The organism is candidate division WOR-3 bacterium (assembly GCA_039803925.1).
In the GTDB taxonomy this organism is placed as follows: Bacteria; Hydrothermota; Hydrothermia; order Hydrothermales; family JAJRUZ01; genus JBCNVI01.
This window is the reverse complement of record JBDRZL010000018.1, coordinates 24,362-45,697: the sequence shown is the minus strand read 5'-3', so window position 1 is coordinate 45,697 and position 21,336 is coordinate 24,362. Positions and strand designations below refer to the sequence as shown.

Sequence of the window (21,336 nt, the reverse complement as noted above, 5' to 3'; positions counted from 1 at the left end):
AAAATAAGTGATTTTATTTTTACAATGGAGGCAGGAAAAATAATTGATTATGCTGTTCCTTCTAATAAATATGACCTAAATCAACTTGAAAAATTGTATTTTGGATATAAAACATGAGTTTCCGTGCCATTAGAGAGAAAACCCGAAAAATTTTAAAAAGATAATAGAATTATTGAATAAAGATAGAGAAATACTTTAAAATTATTTCATGAGACCGAAAGGATTTAAAATGCCATGTTATAAAAAATTATGATGTTTCTGCTCTTATTCCTAAATCAAGGGCACCTATAAGGAGAAGACAAAGACTTTTTATCCTGAAGTTATTGAATATATAAAGAAAAGGAGATGGGAAATTCCGCGACTGTGAATTTTGCAAAAATAATAAGATATCTTAAAGATAGAAATGAAATTATAAATCCAAATTCTAATTAACAAGCAGAAATGCAAGGGATTTTCTGGAAAAGCTAATAAAAATAATGCCATTTAAAGTAAAAAGAGTCCAAACTGATAACGGAAGTGAATTTATGGGGAATTTGAAGAATTACTTAATAAATTAAACATTATTCATTTCTTTAATTATCCTAAAGATCCCCAGAGTAATGTTTTTGTAGAAAGATTTAATAGACTTTTCTACGAACATTTAATTGAGTGGAATTTAAAGGAGATTATTCAGCCTGATAAATTCAACTACTATTTGATGAATTACCTTCTATGGTATAATACACAAAAACCACATCAAGCCCTTACTAATTCTCCTCCTCTTGAATATTTTTTGAAAAATTATATAAGGAACAATTATTATTCTAATATGTATATAAATCGTACAATTATAAATTACCATAACATTTTAAACCTTTTAAGGGTTGCTTGTTTACTAAGATCATCATATAAGGTATTCTGTCCCGACTCTGGGAAGTTTTATTATTACTTTTTAAATTTTTTTATATGTTATTTTTAAAAATTAATTTTAAAGAAAATATTAAAAAAATACCTGAAATAAAAAAAAGAAAGGAATTTATAGATTTTTTTAAATTTGTCTCATTGTGAAGTTCTGGAATTAAATCAGAGGCTGAAATATAAAAGAAGTTTCCAGCAACAAAAGGTAATATATAAAAAATTAGATTTTCACTTCTTAAGAAAAAATAACCTGCTACACCGCCGATAAAACTTGTTAATCCTGTTATAAAATTAAAGAATAGAGCTTTTATTTTACCCATTCCACCATAAACAAGTATTGCATAATCGGAAAGCTCCTGAGGAAGTTCGTGTGCCAAAACAATTAAAGTTGTTATTATTCCAAAATGAAAATTAATAAGAAAGCTTGAAGCAATGACCACTCCATCAATGAAATTATGAATACTGTCACCTATTAAACTTAAATAAGTTACAGGATGGATAGGACAATCAAATTCATGACAGTGTCTCCATCTTAAAATTCTTTCCAGTAAAAAAAAGCTCACAAACCCTAAAATAAAAATCCAGAAAGAAGAAAGTGGTTCAATTTTTTCAAGAGAATGAGGCATAAGGTGTAAAAGGGAACCACCTATAAGAGCTCCAGCTGCAAGAGAAATTAAAAAAAATAATAGTTTTTCAAATATATCCTTACTGATAATTAAGAAGATTATTCCCGTAAGGGAAATAAAGCTCACTATAAAAGTTGAAATAATTATGCTTAATAAAATCATTTTTATATTATAATATAAAATCTATGAAAAAACCTGCAATTTTAGGTTCAGAACCTATATTTAAATTTCAGGTACCTATATATAAACCTTTTTGCCCTGATATTAAGGATATTAAAAATGAATTAAGAGAAATTTTCTCAACAGGTCAGATTACAAATGGTAAATATGTAAGGGAATTTGAGGAAAAAATTTCTGAATATTTAAATGTTCCTTATGCTATTTGTGTATCAAGTTGTACTCTTGGACTTCTTTTAACTCTAAAATCTCTTGAGATTGAAAAGGGTAATTTCATTTTACCCTCTTTTACTTTTCCAGCTACCTCTTGTGCCCTTTTATGGAATAATATTGAACTAAAATTTGTTGATATTGATCCTGATACCTTAAATATTTCACCAGAGGAAATTGAGAAAAATATTGATGAAAATACAAAAGGAATTCTTGCTGTTCATGTATATGGAACTCCCTGTGATGTCCAAAAAATTGAGGAAATTGCAAAAAAACATAATCTTTATTTGATATTTGATGCAGCCCATGCCTTTGGTGCTAAATTTAAAAATAAATTCATCGGGAATTTTGGAGATGCGGAAGTTTTCAGTTTAAGTCCAACAAAAACTCTTGTAGCAGGTGAGGGTGGAGTCATAACAACAAAAAATAAGGAAATGGCTGAAAAATTAAGAATTTTGAGAAATTACGGTGACCCTGGTACAAATGATTTTGAATATGTAGGTTTAAACTCAAGGATGAGTGAATTTCATGCAATTCTCGGACTATTTTCATTGAAAAGAGTAGAGGAGGAAATAAAAAGAAGAAATGAAATTGCAGAAATTTATATGGAAAATTTAAGGGATTTACCTGGTATTTCTTTTCAAAAGGTAAATAGGGATTTAAGATCAACTTTCAAAGATTTTTCCATTATAATAGATGAGGAAAAATTCGGTCTTGAAAGAGATTTAATAAAGCTTTCACTTGAAAAAGAAAATATACAAGTAAAGAGATACTTTTATCCACCATGTCATCTTCAGAAAATGTTTAAAGGGAAATATAGTAATTTGAATCTAAAAATTACTGAAAAAACTTCTAAAGGGGTTATAAGTTTACCCATCTACTCACTTCTCAAAGACAAAGATATTAAAAAAATATGTGAATGTATTAAGAGAATTTATGATTTCAGAAAGGAAATAAAAAATTATTTTTCCTTCAGAGAATGAAAGTTGCTATAAATTTTGTCATAAAAATTTTTTATTTCCCCTCTATCGAAGGCTTCTTTTATTTCTCTTACTGCATAATTTATATCATATTTGGTATCAAAGTTTAAAATTTTTTTGATTTTTTTAAAGGAAACATTATAGTTTCTATTATCTTCTTTTTCTTTTAAAAATACTATCTCCGCTTCAGGAACACTTTCTTTTATTTCTTTTGCAACTTCAAGAATACTCTTATTCATTTTATCTGAACCTACATTAAATATCTGACCGCTTACCTTTTCATCATCGGCTTCCAGTATCTTTATTATTGCTCTTGAAATATCTTTTATATGAATAAAAGGTCTTATCTGTTTTCCGTTTCCGTATACTGTTATCTTTTTTTCCTTGATAGCTTTTGCAATCAGTAAATTCACGACAAGGTCAAATCTCATTCTCGGTGAATATCCAAAAGCTGTTGCAAATCTTAAAATAATGGGTGAGAATCCATTATCCTTTAATTCAAGAAGTGCTTTTTCAGAAAGTAATTTTGTTTCAGCATATAAGGATAAGGGGTTAGGTTCTGTTTCTTCATTACATATTGTTTTTTTATAACCATATACACTGCATGATGAGGCAAAAATAAATTTTCTTACTCCAAGATATTTAGCAATTTCACCGAGAGTTTTTGTTGAAAAATAATTTATTTCAAGTGTTTCTCTTGGTTTTATTTTACTTGCTGGGTCACCTACAATTGCTCCAAGATGAATAACAGTGTCTATGTCCTTTATTGCTTCCACTATATTACTTATATTTGTTATATCACCTTTTAAAAATTTAAAATTTTTACTTCTTATTCCTCTTAAACCAATATCACCATACAAGAGATTATCAAAAACTTTTACAAAATATCCCCTTTTTAATAACATCCTTGTAAGAACCGAACCTATATAACCAGCTCCTCCTATAACAAGAATTTTTTTTGTTTTTTTATATCTTTTTTTAATTAAATCAAAAGAAAATTTCTTCTCAGGTTCTATTCCTATAACTTTTTTGATTTTACCTTCCCTGGATATAACTGGAATTAGTAATGTTTTTAATTTTGGAATTTTGTTTTCTTTCTTTAATTTTTCAATACTTTCAATTATTTTTTTTCTGTCCCAATAATCGTAAAATTTAATTGGATTTTTATTCATAACTTTTTCAATCCTATCATTTATACTTATTCCATTCAAAAGAGCTCTCCTTATATCACCATCACTAACAACTCCCTTTAGTCTTTTCTTATCATCAACTACAAATGCGAGTCCAAAACCACCTTCATTTATTTGATTTATTGCTTCTCGTAAAGTTATAGATTGATTTATCAAAGGAATATCTTTCATTCTTCAACCTTAACTTCACCCATTGGTGATAATTCTTTTATTTTTAATCCCTCAAAAACATAAACTTCTGTTTCCTTTTTTTTCCAGTCATTAGGATTAATACCTGCTTTTAAACAGGTCTCAGATAGAAATCTTTCTTCATCAAATCCGTATTCCACTGCCACTTGTGGAAGAAGTAGTCCCTTCCATAAACCCTTTCTGACCATTAACCCTGTTTTTCCAATTTTTATATACTTTTTATATTCCTCTGGTGGGACCTTTAAAAGTTCCGGTTCTGTTAAAATTGTTATTTCTAATGTTAATTTTGAAAGTTCTCCTTCATCTTTAAGAGGCAAAAATCGCGGATCCTCAAAGGCTGCTTCTATTGAACTTATAACTACATTTTCCCAGATAGGATTTGTTGGATAAGGGTTACCTATACATCCTCTCAAATATTTTTCTGGATAGGTATATAAGGTAGTAAATACTCCCATTTTTTTTGAAAACTTTTCTTTTAATTCTTCTTCCACTTTTAATTCTTCACCTTTTAAATGACTTTTAATAGCATTTCTTGCAAGGTCTATGAGTTTTTTAGCATCTTCCTTACCTATTTTCAAATTTTTCAAGTTTTTCATAATACTTTAAAATAACTTCTTTGTAAGGTGATACTAAATTTTTATTCTTTAATATTTCTTTTTTTCCTTCAAGAATTTTTAAATATTCACTTATATCAATTTTATTTGGACTTGTTACTTCATAAGGTTTTGGTCTCTCAGCATACCTTCTTTTAATAAATTCCCTCTTTCTTATACTTCTCTGTGCCTGAAGTAATCTTGATATTATTCTTTCCTGAATATCTTTTAATCTTTCAGTTAATTCTTCTTTTCTTAATTTTTCCTCTGATTCCTTCATTTCTTTTTCTGCTCCCTCTAAAGCTCCTTTAATTCCTGATTTTTCACCCTTTTCTTCCAGTTCTTTAATAAGTTTTGAAATTTCCTCTACCAATTCACCCTGTTCCTTTGCAAGTTGAGATAAAAGTTCTTTTTCTTCTTGAGAAAGTTGCGTAGGTTGTGGAAGAGGTAAGAGAGATAAAGTAGCACTATTAATATCACCTTGTTTCTTTATCATCTCTGAAATTTTTTGCATCATATTTTCAAACAATTCACTTTCACTACCCCCTGAACTTGAAATTTTGTCAGAGAACTGAAGGAGAAAATATGCTGCTTTTGATAGCGAACTCCTTAAATCTTTTAAATTCTTCTGTGCCTGATTGAATTCATTATTTTCTTTTTTATTTATATATTCATCCATTAAAAATTCTGAAATTTTAATTTCCCTTAAAGCCTCTCTCGGAAAGAGAAGAGTATTTCTTGCATTTAAAATTATGTCACTAACAAAGTTTTTATAGGATATTAAAAAATCCCTGTCAAGGCTTTCACTTTCTTTTATAAATCCCATAACTCCCCAGAAGGCTTTTTCAATTAATTTCATGGAAAATTCTAAATTACTTTTCATAAATTCTTCCATTGCTTTTTCAAGATTTTCCCTCATTTCACTCGTATTTTTAAAGCTTCCTTTTAAATTATTTTCCTTTAATTCCTTTAGAGCCATTTCCCCTTTTTTCTGTGCTGTATCAATTTTTGAATTTACATTTTTATCATAATTTTCTTTAATTTTTTCCATTTCTTTTATGATATCTTCAAGTTTTTTCTGACTCTCTTCCATATTCTTTCCTTCTTTATTTTTCATAATTTCAAAAAATTCTTTTTCAATTTCTTTTGCTTTTTCTACAAGTTTCTTTAAATCATATTCCTTTTTGATCTTTTCAAGAAGAGAAATAGTTCTTTCAAGATTTTCTTTCCATATTTCCTTTTCCTTCATTAATTCCTTTAATCTTTTTTCTATTTCCTCTTTATTTCCCTTTTCTACTGCCTCTTCAAGTTTTTTATAAAGTTCTTTCAATTCTTCACTAAAAAGTTCCTTAACGAGTTCAGTTAACTTTGAAAGTTTTTCATTTATTTCAGGATCTATCGAAACAATATTTTCTTCAAGATTTTTCATTTTTCTTTCTACTTCTTCAAGTTTTTTTGTTAATTCTTCAGAAATTCTCTGAATCTCTTCTATTTCCTTTTTTAATTCTTTTTTGGTTAAACTTTCCATGATTTTTTCTCTAACTTCTTTTATTTTTTTAATTAAGTCTTTTGCTTCACTCCTTAAAGGTTTCAATTCCTCTTCAAATTTTTCACTTTCTCTTTTAACTTCTTCATATAATTCTTCAAAAGTTGGCATATGAACCAAAACTTTTCTTGAATCAGAAAATTTTTTTACCTCATCTTTATCATAAACACGGAAAAAGACATAAAAGTTATCACCGGGTTTTGGATTTAAGGGATCAAAATCTAAATCAAAGGTAAAAGTATCATTTTTTGTATTAACATATTTTTTGATTATTTTTTCAAGAATAGTTTTACCATCTTTTTCAACATAGACATTCACTCTATCAAGTCCAATATCATCACTCACATATAAAGTAAAGGGAATTTTCATCTCATCAGGAATATTAACATCAAAGTCAGGGAATATTATCTGGATAATGGGTTTTAATTCCCTGATTATACTTACTAAAACTGTTTGCGGATCCTGAAAACTATCATTTTTTACAAAATGAATGAATTTAATTTTTGAGCTATTTTTAAAAATATTTGAGAAGTTGTAATCTTTTACATTTTTTAAAACTATTTTTCTTTCTCCCAAAATTATCTCCTCTGAATCCACAGGATCTGATAAATTTATAAAGAAATCAAGTTTTTTATTTTCTTTTATTTTGACCATGGGGAGGTTAAGTAATTTATTACCCTCAAATACCTCAATTTTTATAATTCTTGGTGGTTCTATAAATTTTGTTTTTAAAAAAGGTGTTTCATCATTTTTTGTTTTAAATTTAAACTCAAATAGACCTGGTTCAGGTTTAAAGGTAAAAACAATTGAATTTTTGTAAACATTTATTTTTTCTTTTTTAATTTTTCCTTTATATTTATATATTACATAGGCATCTTTAATATCCTTTCCTAAAATTTTAACAGTATATACAAAGGGTTGTGTTATGTAATGAAACTCAGGTGGATTTTTATAAATAATCTTTTCTTTTATTTCAGGTATGTTAAAGAAAAATTTTATAAATCTATCAGTGAAAAGAAAATAAGAAAAGATTAAAATAAAAAAGGAGAGTATAAAAATTTTTATTTCTCTTTTATAGTTTTTCTTTAAAACTTTATCTATTTCGATTTGGTCCAGTTTATTAAAAATATATTCTGAATAACTTCTTTCAAATTTATTTTCGCTTTTTGAATATAAAAGGGCAGAAATTATTTTCCCATCAAACCCTACTGTTAACTTTTCAAGTTTTAAAGCATAAAAGGCATCTTTTCTTGTAATGATTTTTAAGGGAAAATAAAAAGCTAAAAGTGGTAATATAATTAAAAATTTTAAACCTGATAAAAAAAGAATGGGTATTAAAAAAAACAAGAAGGAAATGAAATTTATAAAAAATTTTATTAGCTCATACTGAATAAACTTTTTTTTAAATTCTTTAAATTTTTTCATTCCACAAGTCTCACGTCAGAATGGTCTCCAAGAATAAATCTATGTATTCTTGGTCTTGAATGGTCCTGAAAAATTTTAACTTCCTTTCCAATAATGCTCATTTCAATTCTACCTTTCACTTCCTTTATTTCACTTTTTTCCATTATTATTGAATCTTCAATTTCTGTATTTTCAATATAACAATTTTCCTGTATTGATGTAAATGGACCTATATAACTTTTGATTATTTTTGTGCCCCTTTTTATGACAACAGGTCCCCTAATTGTGCTTTCAATTATTTTTGTTTCCTCTTCTAATTTAACCCTTCCAATTATCTTTGAATCAATTATTTCTCCTTTTATATCAGGTTCCATATCCTCAAGAACAAACCTATTTGCTTCAATTAAATCTTCAGGTTTTCCTGTATCTTTCCACCATCCCTTTATTAAAAGAGCATCTACCTTTAATTTGTGATCAATGAGCCATTGAATGGCATCTGTTATTTCCAGTTCATTTCTCCATGAGGGTTTTATTTCCTCACAGGCTTTAAAAATGTTTTTATCAAAAAAATAAACTCCAACAAGGGCAAGGTCAGAAGGTGGTTTTTTGGGTTTTTCAACAAGTTTTATAAGTTTTCCATCCCTGAGCTCTGCAACTCCAAAATCCTGGGGATTGGGTACTTTTGAGAGAAGAACAAGTGAGTTAGTGTTATTTTTTTCAAAATATTCACGGAATTTCTTTAGGTCATCCTTTATAAGGTTATCGCCAAGAAACATTATAAATTTTTCATCACCCAGAAAATTTCTTGAAATTTTTACAGCGTGTGCTAAACCAAGTGGTTCTGGTTGAAAAATGTAGGTGATCTTTACTCCAAATTTACTTCCGTCTCCTACTGCATTTTTAATCTCTTCACCGGTTTCTCCTATAACAATTCCTATATCCTCAATACCAGCCTTTTTAATTGCCTCAATACCATAGAAAAGTATGGGTTTACCACCAACAGGTATCAGCTGTTTTGCTGATGTATGGGTAAGAGGTCTTAATCTTGTTCCCCTTCCGCCACTTAAAATTAAAGCCTTCATTTTATTTCCCCTTCAAGGATTTTTAAATTTTCCTTATCAATAATTTTTTCCTTTAATATATTGAATACTTTTATTTTATCTTCTTTAAAATGAAATTCATTTAAAATTTTTTTTGCCTGATTTACAGTAAGGTTTCTATTTTTTGTTTTTTTCTCAAGTATTTTTAATGCATCTTCAACAACAGGATTTTTATTTATTTCTTCTATTATATTAGAAAGTTCATTTTCTGTAAGTTCTCCTTTTAATTCTTCAGGGTAAAGAATTCTTTTTATTTCCTCAATAAGAATATTTATTGAATCCTTTTTTTGCGAAGGAAGAGAATAGGCAATTTTTTCAATTTTTTCCAGTCTCTTTATAATTTCTTTTTTATCTATTTCCTGAATATTTAAAAGCAAAAAGAAAAAAATAACCTTCATACTTATATTATAAATCATTTTTATTTAAAAGTTGAAATTTGATATCTATTTTATTTATAAAAATAGTATGGCAATAAAACACTTATATCATTCTTATCCTATAATACCTTGTATAATAATAGTAAAATATAATGAGAGGATAAATGGTATGTCAGTAGCTTGGCACTCACCTCTTTCCTTTAATCCTCCTCTTTATGGAGTTCTTGTATCACCGAAAAGATTTACCTATGAACTTCTCGTAAAAGCAAAAGATTTTACAGTTAATTTTGTTGATTTTAAAAATGCTAAAATATATGCAATAATGGGTAGAATAAGTGGAAAATCAAGAGATAAAATTAAGGAGTTTAATATTGAACTTGAAGAGTCTTCAAAAATTTCTTCCCCCTTTTTGAAAAAAGCCTATGCTTCCTATGAATGTATTAAAACAAGACAGGTAATTACAGGGGATCATATTCTCTTCATAGGAGAAATTGTTGAAGTCCATGAAAAAGAGGGAACTTTTGATGAAAATGGTCTTCCTGATTTAAAAAACTTTAAACCTGCTTTTTACCTTGGAAGAGACGCATATTTTACTTTTAAAGAAATTGAGGAACCAAAAGTAATTTTACCTGAATAAAAACCTAATTCATTTTCTAAAATAGTAAAATTCTCTCTCTTTTATTCTTTCTACTTTTAAATTACCTTTTTTAATTTCAGAATAGAGTTTATTTTTGAGCTCTTCTTCCTCTAAACCAGTTAATTTTTTAATCTCATTAAATTCATAGGGTCTTCTTTTTATGGATTCTAAAATATCTTCAAAACTCATCAATTTTTCCTTTTTTCTTTCAGGTGGAAGATATATTACCTCTGCTTTAAAACTTATTTTTTTAGCAAATTCTAAAGCCTTTTCATAGGGTGGTAATTTGACCCATTTCTCAGCTGGTGGTCTTACAGGGGTATTAATATAAATTTTATCAGGGTTTAATTTTTTAACAAACTCATTTAGTCCTTTTATATCCTCCTCTGTATCGTTTAAGTTTTCAATATACATAATTTCAAGTTCAAATCTTTTTTTAAAAACTTCTCTCATTTTTAAAAGACCTTCTTTTATATCCTCAAATTTAATTTCAGGATGAGGTCTTGCTATTTTCAAAAAAGTTTTTTCAGTTCCAGCGTCAAGAGAGGGACAAAAAATGTCAATATTTAAAATTTCTTCCCTTATTTTTTTATTATTTAAAAAAGGTGAATGAGTCAAAAGTGCCAATTTTATTCCAGGAAAAAGCACTTTTAATTTATCAATCATTTCACCTATTCTTGAATATAAAAGGGGCTCACCTGAACCTGAAAAGGTTAAAACTTCTGGAGAAAATTTTTTAACACCTTCTTTTATTTCTTCTATAACTTCATCAAAGGGAACATATTCTTTTCTTTTGTTTACAAGTTTTTCAGTTTTACCAAGTTGACAGAAAACACAGTTAAAATTGCATGTTTTTAAAGGTAAAAGGTCTATACCCAGTGATTTTCCCAATCTCCTTGAATTAACAGGACCATAAATGTATTTAAATTTCATATTAAAAATTTTTTGGATATCCCACAGGAATTATATAAAGGGGATCAAAATCTATTTCAAGTAGTTTTTTTATTTTTTCGTCATCAAAGGCTCCTACAGGACATGCACCGAGACCTAAATATGTGGCACATAAAAGTAAATTCTGTGCAGCATGACCTAAATCTATATAAACATACCTTTCCCCCCTTTTTCCATATCTTGAAGTTGTTCTTTTAAAATCAGCAGCTATAACAAAAACTGTTGGCGCATCCTTTATAAAATCTTGCTCATAAGCATAATGAGATAATTTTTCCCGTATATCAATATCCTTTACTTTTAAAATTGAATTTTCCTCAGGAATATATCTAAAAAAACCTTCCTTATTACAGAAAAATATCTCAAGCGGGTACCTTGCTCCTGCTGAGGGTGAAGTTTTAAGCCCGTAATTTTTATCTGTTATACCATAAGTAGCCCATAAGAGCGTCGATATTTCTTTTAAAGTGATTTCTTTATCTGGGTCAAACTCTCTTACAGTTCTTCTTTTTTCAAGAACTTTTATAAAATCTATTTGATTAATAATCCTTTCTTGTAATTTTAATTTTTTCATTATATTAATATAAAATTTAAGATGATAAAATTTCTAATTTTTCTCTTTTTTGACCTAAAAGGGTTTTCTTCAGGTTACGCCCTGACAGATTATTCCTATCCCTTTTCTCTTTTATTTGAAGGAGAAATATATAGACCTTACTTCTCTCTTAATTTTCATCAGTTTAAAAAGGGCACAATTTTTAAGGATAGTTATTATTCTTTTGCCTTTGGTTATAATGTTGATTCTCTTTATTCCCTCCGTTCTACTCTCTCGTCTGAATTTTCAAAAGGAAAAAATTATTTAAATGACTTTTCACTTTTAACAGGCAAAAAGTTTTCTTCTTCCCTTTCTGGCTTTTTAGGTTTTTATGGGATAATTGAAGAGGACTTGAAAATCATATCAGGATTTAAACTTTTTCTTTTAAATCCTTTTAATCCAGGATTTTTTGAAACATCTATTATAGGTCCTGGAATAAAAAAGTTTGATTTTAAATTTTTAACAAGAGTAGTTTTAAATAATATTGAGACTTTTAAAAAGGTAAATGTTAAAAATTTAGGTTTTTCCTTTGGAAAATTTGAAGATTATTTTGGTGGATTTGCTCTTGAATTTATTTTGTTTGAAAAATTATTTCCCGGAATTGGTGTATTTTGGAAAGAAGCTATGGCACCTTACCCTTCTTTATTTGTATCTTATTATACGAGCTTTGTAGAAAAAACAGATTATCTTTTACAGTTTTCCATCCATTTTCTTCCTGAAAATGATACAAGATACTCTTTATCTTTTAATATTCTTTCAGGTGATGATAAATGGAAAGAAAAAGAGAAAGAAAGAAAAAGAAAAGAAAGAGAAAATTTAGCAAAATTACTTTCAGAATCAGAAAGAAAATATAAGGAAGCAGAAAAGCTCTATGCTGATGTTAATAAATTAAATGAAGAAATTGAAAAAAAAAGAAGGGAAGTAGATTCTTTAAGAAACATTGTTGAAAAGGAAAAAGAAGAAGTTAGAAAGATGAGAGAAGAAGCTTTTGAAGCTCTTAAAAAAATTGAAGGTATAAAGATTCAAGAGGAAAAAGAGTTTATTAAAATTACCGCTACTGAGAAGGCTGTGCACTTTGAAATCGGTGGAACAGGTTTACAAGTAGAAAGTATTTTGACCCTTAAAAATATAGCTAATTTTCTAAGAAGTTATCCGAGATATAAGGTAAAGGTATACGGTCATACTGATAATATACCCATTGGTCCTTTATTAAAATCAAAGTATAAGGATAACTTTGAGCTTTCAAAAGCAAGAGCAAAAGCAGTTGTTGATTATTTTATAAAAATTGAAAATCTTTCAAATTTAGAATTTGAATATGAGGGCTTTGGAGATAGAGAGCCCATTGCTTCCAATGAGACAGAGGAAGGTAGAGCTCAAAATAGAAGAGTTGAAATAATAATAGAAAAGAAATGAAATCACTATTTAAACTTTTTTTAAAGTGGAAAAAAAAGTTTCTTTTTGGTATTTTAGCTTTATTAATTGTTGATGCAGCACAACTTATTTTACCACTTGTTATAAGGGAAGTTATCTCAGCAATAGAGAAAGAAAAAGAATTTTTAGCTTTTTTAAAGTATTCTTTATTCATTCTCCTTTTATCCCTTTTTGTTCTTATTTTTAGATTTTTTTGGAGGTATTTTATACTGGGAGCAGCCAGAGAAATAGAGGCTTTTTTAAGAAAAAAGCTTTACGATCATCTTTTAACTCTTCATCCTTTTTATTTTTATAAAACAGGTATAGGAAATTTAATGGCACATATAACAAATGACCTTGAAGCTATAAGAATGGCTTCAGGGATTGGAATAGTTGCCTTTTTTGATTTTCTTATAATGGTAACATTTTCCTTTGTTATTATGTTTTCAATATCCTTTAAATTGACCCTCTATGTTTTAATTCCTTTTCCTTTGCTTTCAGTTTCAATGATTTTTTTAGGTCCCAAAATTCATAACTTTTTTAGAAGAGTTCAGGAAAGGTTTTCTGATTTAACTGAAAGTTCCAAGGAAATCATAAGTTCAATAAAAATAATAAAATCCTTTGTTCAGGAAGAGGGAAAATTTAAAGAATTTTATAAGGAAAATGAGAAATATTTAAGGGAGAATATAAATCTTGCTTATCAATATGGTATTTTCCAATCAATGATAATTCTGATTTCAGGTTTTTCAGTCCTTTTTTTAATAATTTTTGGAGGAAAAAATGCTATTTTAGGAGAGCTTTCACTTGGTGATTTTGTTGCTTTTATTTCCTATCTTGATTTACTTATATGGCCAGTTATGGCTCTTGGTTGGTCCCTAAATATCTTTCAAAGAGGTTCTGCTTCCCTGTTAAGAATAGAACTTATCTTAAAAGAAAAAAATGATATGAAGGATGGGAATGTTAGAATTGATGATAAATTTAAAGGGCACATTAAAGTAAGGAATCTAAATTATAGTTTCAATGGTCATTATAATGTATTAAAAAATATTAACTTAGAAATAAAACCAGGAAGGTTTATTGGATTTACAGGTAAACCCGGTTCAGGTAAATCTACCCTTTTATATTTAATTTCAAGAATTTATGACCCACCTGATGGAACAATTTTCATTGATGATATAGATATAAAAAATTACAGGATAAGTGATTTAAGGGAAAATATAATTTTGCTTGAACAGGAACCATTTATATTTTCAGCCACCATAAAAGAAAATGTGCTTTTAGGTTCTAAAAATGGAGTAAAGGAAGATGAGATTGAAAAAGCACTAAATTTATCCCGTTTTATAAAAGATATTGATAATTTTAAAGAAGGGATTTTTACAATTGTTGGTGAAAGGGGTGTCACTCTTTCTGGAGGACAAAGAGAAAGGTTGAGTTTAGCGAGAATATTTTTGAGAAAACCAAAAATTCTTTTAATTGATGATGCCCTATCTTCTCTTGATTTTAAAACTGAAAAAGAAGTTTTTGAAAATATTTTCAAAGAATTTGAAAATATAACTCTTATTGTAGTTTCTACAAGAATACCTGTTTTAATGAGATGTGATGAAATTTATGTATTTGAAAAAGGTGAGATTGTTGAAATGGGAACTCATGAGGAACTTGTAAACAGAAAAGGGTTTTATAATAGTCTTTATGAGCTTCAGACTGCTCTTATAAAAGAGGAGATAAAGGGATAATGGAAGATATAAGACTTTTTAAATATATTTTGAAATTTTTAAGACCCTACATTTTAATTTTATTTTTGACTTTCTTGATGCTTTTGATAACAACAGCTTCAGATATGATTTCACCAATTGTTCTTAAAAATGCAATAGATAAAGGTATTGTTCCCTTTGTAAAGAAAGGTAATTTTAAAGTTCTCTATATGTATTCAATTTATTATCTTATTTTAATATTAATTTCAACTATTTCAACTTATCTTTTCATTTTACTTGTTACTTATGCTGGAAACAGGGCAATGATGGATATGAGAAATTCTTTAATGAAAAAAGTTCTTTCTTTGAAAATAAGTTATTTTGATAAAAATCCAGTGGGCAGAATTGTGACAAGATTAACCAATGATGTTCAGGCTTTAAATGAATTCTTTTCCTCTGTTCTAATTTATCTTTTAAAGGATATTTTTCTCCTTTTTGGAATTTTCTTTTTTATGTTTAAGATGAATAAAATGTTAACATTATCTATCTTGATACTTACACCTTCACTTTTTTTTATTTCTAATATTTTCAGAGAATCAGTTAGAAAGGCATACAGAGATATAAGAAAATATCTTGCTGAGATTAATGCTTTTGTTCAGGAAAGCTTATCTGGTATAAAGGTAATAAATATTTTTAAGAAAGAGAATTTTTTTAAAGAAAAGTTCAATGTAATTAATGAAAATCTTTTTAAAAGTAATATTTCTCAGGTTAAAAGTTTTGCTATTTATAGGCCCCTTGTTGATTTTCACGAATTTCTTGCAATTGCTATAATTATTCTTATTTCTTCTCCTATGATTATAAAAGGGAATTTTACAATAGGTTCTCTTGTTGCTTTTATTTCCTATGTAAGGATGGCTTTTAGGCCTATAATGGATCTTTCTGAAAAATACAACATTTTTCAATCAGCTATGGCTGCTCTTGAAAGAATTGACGGTGTTTTTAAAGAAGAGTCAGAAATTAAAATTGGTATAATAAAGGAGAAAATAGAGGGAAATATTGTTTTTGATAATGTTTATTTTTCCTATAATAATGAGGACTGGGTTTTAAAGGGAATAAGTTTTGAAATTAAAAAAGGGGAAAAAGTTGCTCTTGTTGGTCCAACTGGTTCAGGTAAAACTTCAATAATTAACTTACTCCTCGGATTTTACCCATTTCAGAAAGGGAGGATTCTTATAGATGGAATTGACATAAGGGAATATAATTTAGAATTTTTAAGAAAAAATATCGGAATAGTTTTACAGGAAAATTTTATATTTGACGATACGATATTAAACAACATAAAACTTTTTGACAATATTCCTGAAGAAAAGGTAATGGAAGCTGTTAAAAGAAGTTTTCTCAGTGAACTTATAGATAAATTTAAAGAGGGTATAAGGACAAGGGTAAGTCCTGATTCTCTTTCTGTTGGTGAAAAACAACTTATAGCAATAGCAAGAATTTTTGCCTATGATAAAAAATTAGTTATTCTTGATGAGGCAACAAGTCATATTGATTCATATACAGAAAATTTAATTCACAAAGCCCTTCTTGAACTTCTTAAAGATAGAACAAGTATAATAATTGCCCATAGACTTTCAACAATTAAAAATTGTGATAAAATAATTGTAATTTTTAAAGGAAAAATTATAGAAATGGGAACTCATCATGAACTTATTGAAAAAGATGGATTTTACAGCAAACTCTGGAAGGTTGGTAGAGTAGATGCGCTTCTCTGATGGCTCTTTCTGATTTATTTTTTCTTTCTTTTTCTATTATTTCTGCTTCTTTTATATCAATGATTCTTATTTATATGAATCTTTTTAATGAAAATTCCTTTTTCCCAATGACCTTTATTGGTTCTTTAATTTTTTTTAATTTAGGTTTAAAGGGAGTATTAGCACTTTTATTTTTTGTTTTTTCTTCTCTTTTCTGGGGCAGTTTTAGAAAGAATAAACACAAACCAAGAGATTTTAAACAGGTTCTTGCAAATGGTTTTGTGCCCACGATTTTATCCTTTTTTGATTATCATCTTTTCCTTTCCTCTTTATGTGCTGTTTTATCTGATACATGGTCAAGTGAAGCTGGAATTTCTTTTTCAAAAAATGCTTATAGTCTTAAAGGTTTTAAAAAAGTATATCCTGGAACAAGTGGTGCTGTATCCTTAGTAGGAACCTTAATGGGTTTAATAGGTGCATTAATTTTTTCCCTTTTTTCTCTTAAAGTTAAATACATATTACCTATTTTTATATCAGGTTTTATAGGAAATATAATAGATTCCTTTTTGGGTGCTTATTTTGAAAAAAAATTTAATTTTTTTACTTCTGATCTTATAAATTTTTTAATTACAATAATTTCCTCCCTTGTTTTTCTGTTATTTAGATTCTTCCAGTTCTAAAACATACTCATAACCATCTTCCTTATACCCATAGTATCCTTTTAGTAAACGATTTCTTTTAAAACCATATTTTTCATAAAATTTAATAGCCCTTTCATTTTTTGCCCTTACTTCAAGAAAAATATACTTTTTTCCCTCCTTCTTTGCCTTTTTTATTAAATTATTTAAAAGAAATTTTCCATAACCTTTTCCCTGACATTCCCCTTTTATAGCAATGTTTTTTAAGTGATAACTTTCTTCATATTCACCTGCAATTATATAACCTATAACTTTTTTTTCAATTTCAATAACATAAAAATAATTATCTGGATTTTTTAATTCAAATAAAAAGGAATAAAAGGACCAGGGATCAGGAAAAACCTCCTTTTCAATTTTGAAAATCTCAGGAATATCCTTTAATTTTGCCCTTCTCAATAAGGGATTTTTCATAGGGCAAAAAAGAATATAAAAGTTTTATTTTTTCATAATCATCTGTTTCTTCAAGTTCTCCTTTCTTTTCAATATAATACTCATACATCATTAAGGGATCAATTATAATAATATTATATTCGAAATCTATTTTGGCTGGCTCAAAAGTAAAGATGGGTAAATTATCCTTTATTTCTTTTACAACATAAATTTTATCATCACCTTTTTTTCTGTATAAAAAACCTTCGCCTCCTTTTTTCAAAAAAATTCCAAAATCAGAAAATTTTTTTGATAGTTTATTTTCAACAATATCAAAAGTGTTTAAAGGGATAATCTTTATTTTTCTTGGAATTGCTAAACCAAGAGCAAAGGAAAGACCAACCCTAAGTGATGTGAATCTTCCTGGCCCAATAGTAATTAATATCCTTTTAACTTCGACAAGATTAAATTCCTTTATAACATCAAAGAAAAAAGTGGAATGGTTCCCTTCTTTTCCTGAGTGATAAATTTTGAAAATTTTATTTTTTTTTAATCCTATTGAAGGAAACCTGGTAGCACTTTCAATAATTATTTCTGACATAAGAGAAGATATAAGCCATTCTGTGAAACAATATAAAAATACGGGTAATTTATGTAGCCTGATTCTATGTTTGAAAGATAGTAAATATTTGAATAAAGGTGGATTTCTGAAATATTAGGATATGTTATTAATGCTGAATTGTTTAAAAATATACCAAAAAGTCTGTTTTCATTTTTTATAATTTTTATGTTTTCTGATAAAGGCAATTGTTGAATAAAAATAGGAGCAAGAAGTGGATCACTTATGTAATATAAAAGTAAATAGTAGTTTGAACCGACTAAAATGTACCTGTTTTTTATTTTTATATTATTTATACCTGAAAAACCTGTCTGAGTTCTATACAAAAATGAAGGACTTTCAGGCGGATTTAAAGAATATGTTTCAATAAAGGATTCTCCCACTAAATATAGGTTATTAAAACCAATATCAGCATCAAGCACCTGAAAATTTGTTGTTCCTGAATTTAAAATTTCAAAGGAATCTGAATTTATTCTTAAAATTTTAAAACCGTTAAGTAAAATAACATAAATATGGTTTTCATAAAAAAGAACTTCATTTATTGCTCCTGAGGAAAGGGAAAATTCATCAAGTAAAATCAGATTTGAATTTTGTATTTTAAATAAACCCAGTTTTCTTGGCCCTATATTACCATATGTAACAAAAAGATAAGGTTTCCTGTAATATATTCTGTATGAAAAACTGGGTAGAGTAAAATTATTTATAAAAATTAAATTTCCTGAATTATTGTAATAAACTTCCAGTTGATTCGGAACTTTAATTAAAAATAAAGTGTCATAATAAACATCTATATCCTTATACCAGAATCCACTTATAGAATAAATTAGGTTTAAATTTTCTCTTTTAACATTAAATTTCCACAAATTAGAAATAGATGAATCACCCTTTTTATCGTAAGCGGTAACACGCCAAAAATACTTTACTCCTGAAATTAATGGATTAATAATGTTATAAAAAGTATCATGTGTTAAAATATTAATAATTGGCTTTGAAAAGATAAGGCTTGTATCCAGTTTTACCCTGAAATAAATTGAATCACCATCTGGGTCAAAAGAATAATATTTTAAGACTGGAGTATAACTTACATCAGTAGCACCATCAGGAGGGTAAGGATTTGAAGGTGGAAGGGGTTTCTGGTTTAAAGGTGGAGTTAAAAAGAAAAAGATTTTTGAAGTATCCTTAAGTCCAAGTAAATCTCTAACAACTACCTGCCAGTAATATTTTTTGTTATAAAGAAGATTTGATAATGTATATGTAGTATCTTTAAGGTCTTTTACAACAGGTTCTTTGAAGATTGGATAGGGAATTGTATCAAGATAAATTGAGTAAAAAAGGGTATCAAAGGCATCCTTATCCTTTCCCTTAAAAATAAAAGTAACCTGATTGGAGGCAAGGATTGAACCTGAGTCAGGAGAAATTAATTTTATTGAAGGTGGGTGATTACTTGAATAGATAAAAAATTTAACATCCTTTGATCTTCCTATATTTCCTGCGAAATCAATTGCTTTTGCATAAACTGTATGCTGAGAAGAATCAGGTGCTGAAGTTCCATCCCATTTAAAGGTGGCAAAATTTCTCTGTGCTCTTCCAAGTAAAATTCCATCAACAAATACCTCAATGTAATCTATACCCTCGTTATCTTCTGCTTTTACTTTAATTTCAATTGTATCTGGAAAAAAGGATTCATTATTTAAGGGAGAAATTATTGATACTCTTGGCGGCTCTTCATCTTTTTTCTTGCAAAGTATAATTAGTGAAAGTAATATCAAGATATAAAATCTTTTCATATACTTAATTTTAAATCAGGGTAAAGAAGTTTGTAAACTAAATAATCAGATAAAACATTTAAAAGATAATTTCTTGTTTCTCTGTAAGGTATATCAAAGAAAATTGAAATTTCATTCTTAGGTATAATTTTCATCCACTCTTTTACTGCATTTTCTCCTGCATTGTAAGCACAAATACCATAATATAGTCCAAAGGAATCAATGAGTGTGCTTAAATATTTAGAACCTATTTCTATATTATCTTTAATTTTAAACAAATTGAAATTATTTTTATAGATTTTTTTAGCAGTTTCCTCCATAATCTGCATTAATCCTTTTGCACCCTTTGGTGAAATTGCCAAACTGTCAAAAAGAGATTCTCTTCTCATAACAGCATATATAAGGGCTGGTTCTAAATTATACTTCTTTGAAGCTTCTAAAACTTTTTCCCTGTAGGGTGTAGGGAACAAAATTTTTAAAAAGTCTTCATCAAAGCAGGTTTTGTCTTTTTCCCTTAAAAAATGGTAATATTTTCTTGCAAGATTTGTTGAAAAATAATAATTTTTGTTTTCTTTTAAAAATTTTGAAACCTTTAAAATAATTTTGCTATCTTTAATGTTTTTAATTTTTTCATTAATGTCATCTATTAAGTTTAATTCAAATAAAAGTTTCAATGTGTCAAAAACTGGAAGGAAAGTACTATCTGAAATTAACCTTTCTATATCACTACTTTTCTCTTTACATAACCCATAATGAAGGAGAGAAAAATAGGAAAGGGGATTTTCCTTATTGATTTCTCTTATTATTGTGGAATCATTTTTAATTATGTATTCAATATATTTTGCTCTTATATCTTTTTTATTCAATTTATCTAAACACTCAATTAATTTTTCATAATTTTTTGTATCGTAATAAAAATAAATTATTTCCTCATTGAGTTTATTTTCAATTTCTTTAAAGAGGTTCCCAATTTTCTCATGGAATTTTTTATTTTTCAAATAAATCAATCTCATTTCCCTTAAAGCTGGTTCTAAAAATTTTGAACTTGAAGATAAATTTCTATAAAAAGAATTAAAAGCTTTTAAAGTATCACCCTCATAAAGGTAACATAATCCTTTATAAAAATTTACTTCATCTTCTTTTTTGTAACCACTGGAAATTAAATATTTAAAAAATTCAAGAGCTTCTCTGTATTTTTTAAGCTTAAAATAAGCATAACCTTTATAAAAATATATTTCAGGATTTTTAGTTTCTATATTTTCAGTTTTCTCAATAATTTCATTCCATTTTTGGTGATTATATAGAACTTTTATTATGTCAAGAAGAGGTTTTTTTCTTTTCATTGCTATTTCAAGTGCTTCTTTACTATTCCTATATTTTTTAATTATCATTTTTTCAATCTGTTCTTTTTTATTAAAATCTCCTAATTTTTCATAAAATTTTGATTTTAAATATAGAATTTTTATTTCCCTTTTAGGTAAAAATTTTTTTTTCTTTTTTTCAATAATTTTAAAAAAAGAGTCTGGATTTTCTATTTTTTCAATTAATCTCATAAAGGCTTCCTCA

At 27.4% G+C, this 21,336-nt stretch carries 18 protein-coding genes; 6 read left to right on the top strand and 12 right to left on the bottom strand.

Annotated features, from left to right (window positions below):
• Positions 1-941: 941 nt before the first annotated feature.
• The gene (locus ABIN17_07730) at positions 942-1,685 is read right to left on the bottom strand and encodes a ZIP family metal transporter (GenBank protein ID MEO0284938.1); all 744 of its coding nucleotides are present in this window, start codon (positions 1,683-1,685) and stop codon (positions 942-944) included.
• A 23-nt stretch (positions 1,686-1,708) separates the two neighbouring features.
• On the opposite strand from ABIN17_07730, the gene ABIN17_07725 reads away from it, so the two are divergent.
• Positions 1,709-2,893: a DegT/DnrJ/EryC1/StrS family aminotransferase gene (locus tag ABIN17_07725; GenBank protein MEO0284937.1), complete on the top strand. Its 1,185-nt coding sequence runs from the start codon at positions 1,709-1,711 to the stop codon at positions 2,891-2,893.
• Here ABIN17_07725 and ABIN17_07720 read toward each other — a convergent pair.
• From ABIN17_07720 to ABIN17_07700, 5 genes are read right to left on the bottom strand one after another with little or no spacing between them, the layout of a single operon-like run.
• Positions 2,872-4,251 carry an NAD-dependent epimerase/dehydratase family protein gene (locus tag ABIN17_07720; protein MEO0284936.1) on the bottom strand — a complete coding sequence of 460 codons (1,380 nt, stop codon included), beginning with the start codon at positions 4,249-4,251 and terminating at the stop codon, positions 2,872-2,874. The genes ABIN17_07725 and ABIN17_07720 overlap by 22 nt on opposite strands.
• Positions 4,248-4,865, bottom strand: a complete 618-nt coding sequence (locus tag ABIN17_07715) for a TIGR00296 family protein (GenBank protein ID MEO0284935.1) — start codon at positions 4,863-4,865, stop codon at positions 4,248-4,250. Before ABIN17_07715 ends, ABIN17_07720 begins: the two co-directional genes overlap by 4 nt.
• Positions 4,834-7,833 (bottom strand): hypothetical protein, encoded by a 3,000-nt coding sequence (locus ABIN17_07710; GenBank protein ID MEO0284934.1) that lies wholly within the window; start codon positions 7,831-7,833, stop codon positions 4,834-4,836. The genes ABIN17_07715 and ABIN17_07710 overlap by 32 nt, the downstream gene beginning before the upstream one ends.
• Positions 7,830-8,894, bottom strand: a complete 1,065-nt coding sequence (locus ABIN17_07705; GenBank protein ID MEO0284933.1) for a glucose-1-phosphate thymidylyltransferase — start codon at positions 8,892-8,894, stop codon at positions 7,830-7,832. Before ABIN17_07705 ends, ABIN17_07710 begins: the two co-directional genes overlap by 4 nt.
• On the bottom strand, positions 8,891-9,310 hold the full coding sequence (locus ABIN17_07700; protein ID MEO0284932.1) for a DUF4476 domain-containing protein: 420 nt from the start codon (positions 9,308-9,310) through the stop codon (positions 8,891-8,893). Before ABIN17_07700 ends, ABIN17_07705 begins: the two co-directional genes overlap by 4 nt.
• Positions 9,311-9,377: 67 nt before the next feature.
• Here ABIN17_07700 and ABIN17_07695 point away from each other — a divergent pair, with 67 nt between their 5' ends.
• Positions 9,378-9,926 carry a flavin reductase family protein gene (locus ABIN17_07695; GenBank protein MEO0284931.1) on the top strand — a complete coding sequence of 183 codons (549 nt, stop codon included), beginning with the start codon at positions 9,378-9,380 and terminating at the stop codon, positions 9,924-9,926.
• A 9-nt stretch (positions 9,927-9,935) separates the two neighbouring features.
• Here ABIN17_07695 and ABIN17_07690 read toward each other — a convergent pair whose 3' ends face one another.
• Positions 9,936-10,859, bottom strand: coding sequence for a radical SAM protein (locus ABIN17_07690; protein MEO0284930.1), 924 nt, complete (start codon positions 10,857-10,859; stop codon positions 9,936-9,938).
• 1 nt (position 10,860) lies between these two features.
• Entirely contained in the window at positions 10,861-11,445 is a 585-nt protein-coding gene (locus tag ABIN17_07685) for a SagB/ThcOx family dehydrogenase (protein ID MEO0284929.1), read from the bottom strand.
• Between the two features lie 21 nt (positions 11,446-11,466).
• On the opposite strand from ABIN17_07685, the gene ABIN17_07680 reads away from it, so the two are divergent.
• From ABIN17_07680 to ABIN17_07665, 4 genes are read left to right on the top strand one after another with little or no spacing between them, the layout of a single operon-like run.
• Positions 11,467-12,876 carry an OmpA family protein gene (locus ABIN17_07680; GenBank protein ID MEO0284928.1) on the top strand — a complete coding sequence of 470 codons (1,410 nt, stop codon included), beginning with the start codon at positions 11,467-11,469 and terminating at the stop codon, positions 12,874-12,876.
• Positions 12,873-14,606 carry an ABC transporter ATP-binding protein gene (locus ABIN17_07675; protein ID MEO0284927.1) on the top strand — a complete coding sequence of 578 codons (1,734 nt, stop codon included), beginning with the start codon at positions 12,873-12,875 and terminating at the stop codon, positions 14,604-14,606. The genes ABIN17_07680 and ABIN17_07675 overlap by 4 nt, the downstream gene beginning before the upstream one ends.
• Positions 14,606-16,339, top strand: a complete 1,734-nt coding sequence (locus ABIN17_07670) for an ABC transporter ATP-binding protein (protein ID MEO0284926.1) — start codon at positions 14,606-14,608, stop codon at positions 16,337-16,339. The genes ABIN17_07675 and ABIN17_07670 overlap by 1 nt, the downstream gene beginning before the upstream one ends.
• Positions 16,339-16,998 (top strand): DUF92 domain-containing protein, encoded by a 660-nt coding sequence (locus ABIN17_07665; GenBank protein ID MEO0284925.1) that lies wholly within the window; start codon positions 16,339-16,341, stop codon positions 16,996-16,998. The genes ABIN17_07670 and ABIN17_07665 overlap by 1 nt, the downstream gene beginning before the upstream one ends.
• Here the strand turns inward: ABIN17_07665 and rimI are convergent.
• Genes rimI through ABIN17_07645 form a run of 4 tightly spaced genes read right to left on the bottom strand, consistent with a single transcriptional unit; the run spans position 16,975 to position 21,323 of the window.
• The gene (gene rimI / locus ABIN17_07660; GenBank protein MEO0284924.1) at positions 16,975-17,427 is read right to left on the bottom strand and encodes a ribosomal protein S18-alanine N-acetyltransferase; all 453 of its coding nucleotides are present in this window, start codon (positions 17,425-17,427) and stop codon (positions 16,975-16,977) included. The two genes, ABIN17_07665 and rimI, sit on opposite strands and share 24 nt — an antisense overlap.
• The gene (locus tag ABIN17_07655; GenBank protein ID MEO0284923.1) at positions 17,381-17,986 is read right to left on the bottom strand and encodes a hypothetical protein; all 606 of its coding nucleotides are present in this window, start codon (positions 17,984-17,986) and stop codon (positions 17,381-17,383) included. The genes rimI and ABIN17_07655 overlap by 47 nt, the downstream gene beginning before the upstream one ends.
• Complete coding sequence (locus ABIN17_07650) at positions 17,974-19,791, bottom strand: Ig-like domain-containing protein (protein MEO0284922.1); 1,818 nt, start codon at positions 19,789-19,791, stop codon at positions 17,974-17,976. The genes ABIN17_07655 and ABIN17_07650 overlap by 13 nt, the downstream gene beginning before the upstream one ends.
• The gene (locus ABIN17_07645) at positions 19,788-21,323 is read right to left on the bottom strand and encodes a lytic transglycosylase domain-containing protein (protein MEO0284921.1); all 1,536 of its coding nucleotides are present in this window, start codon (positions 21,321-21,323) and stop codon (positions 19,788-19,790) included. Before ABIN17_07645 ends, ABIN17_07650 begins: the two co-directional genes overlap by 4 nt.
• Between the last annotated feature and the right edge of the window lie 13 nt (positions 21,324-21,336).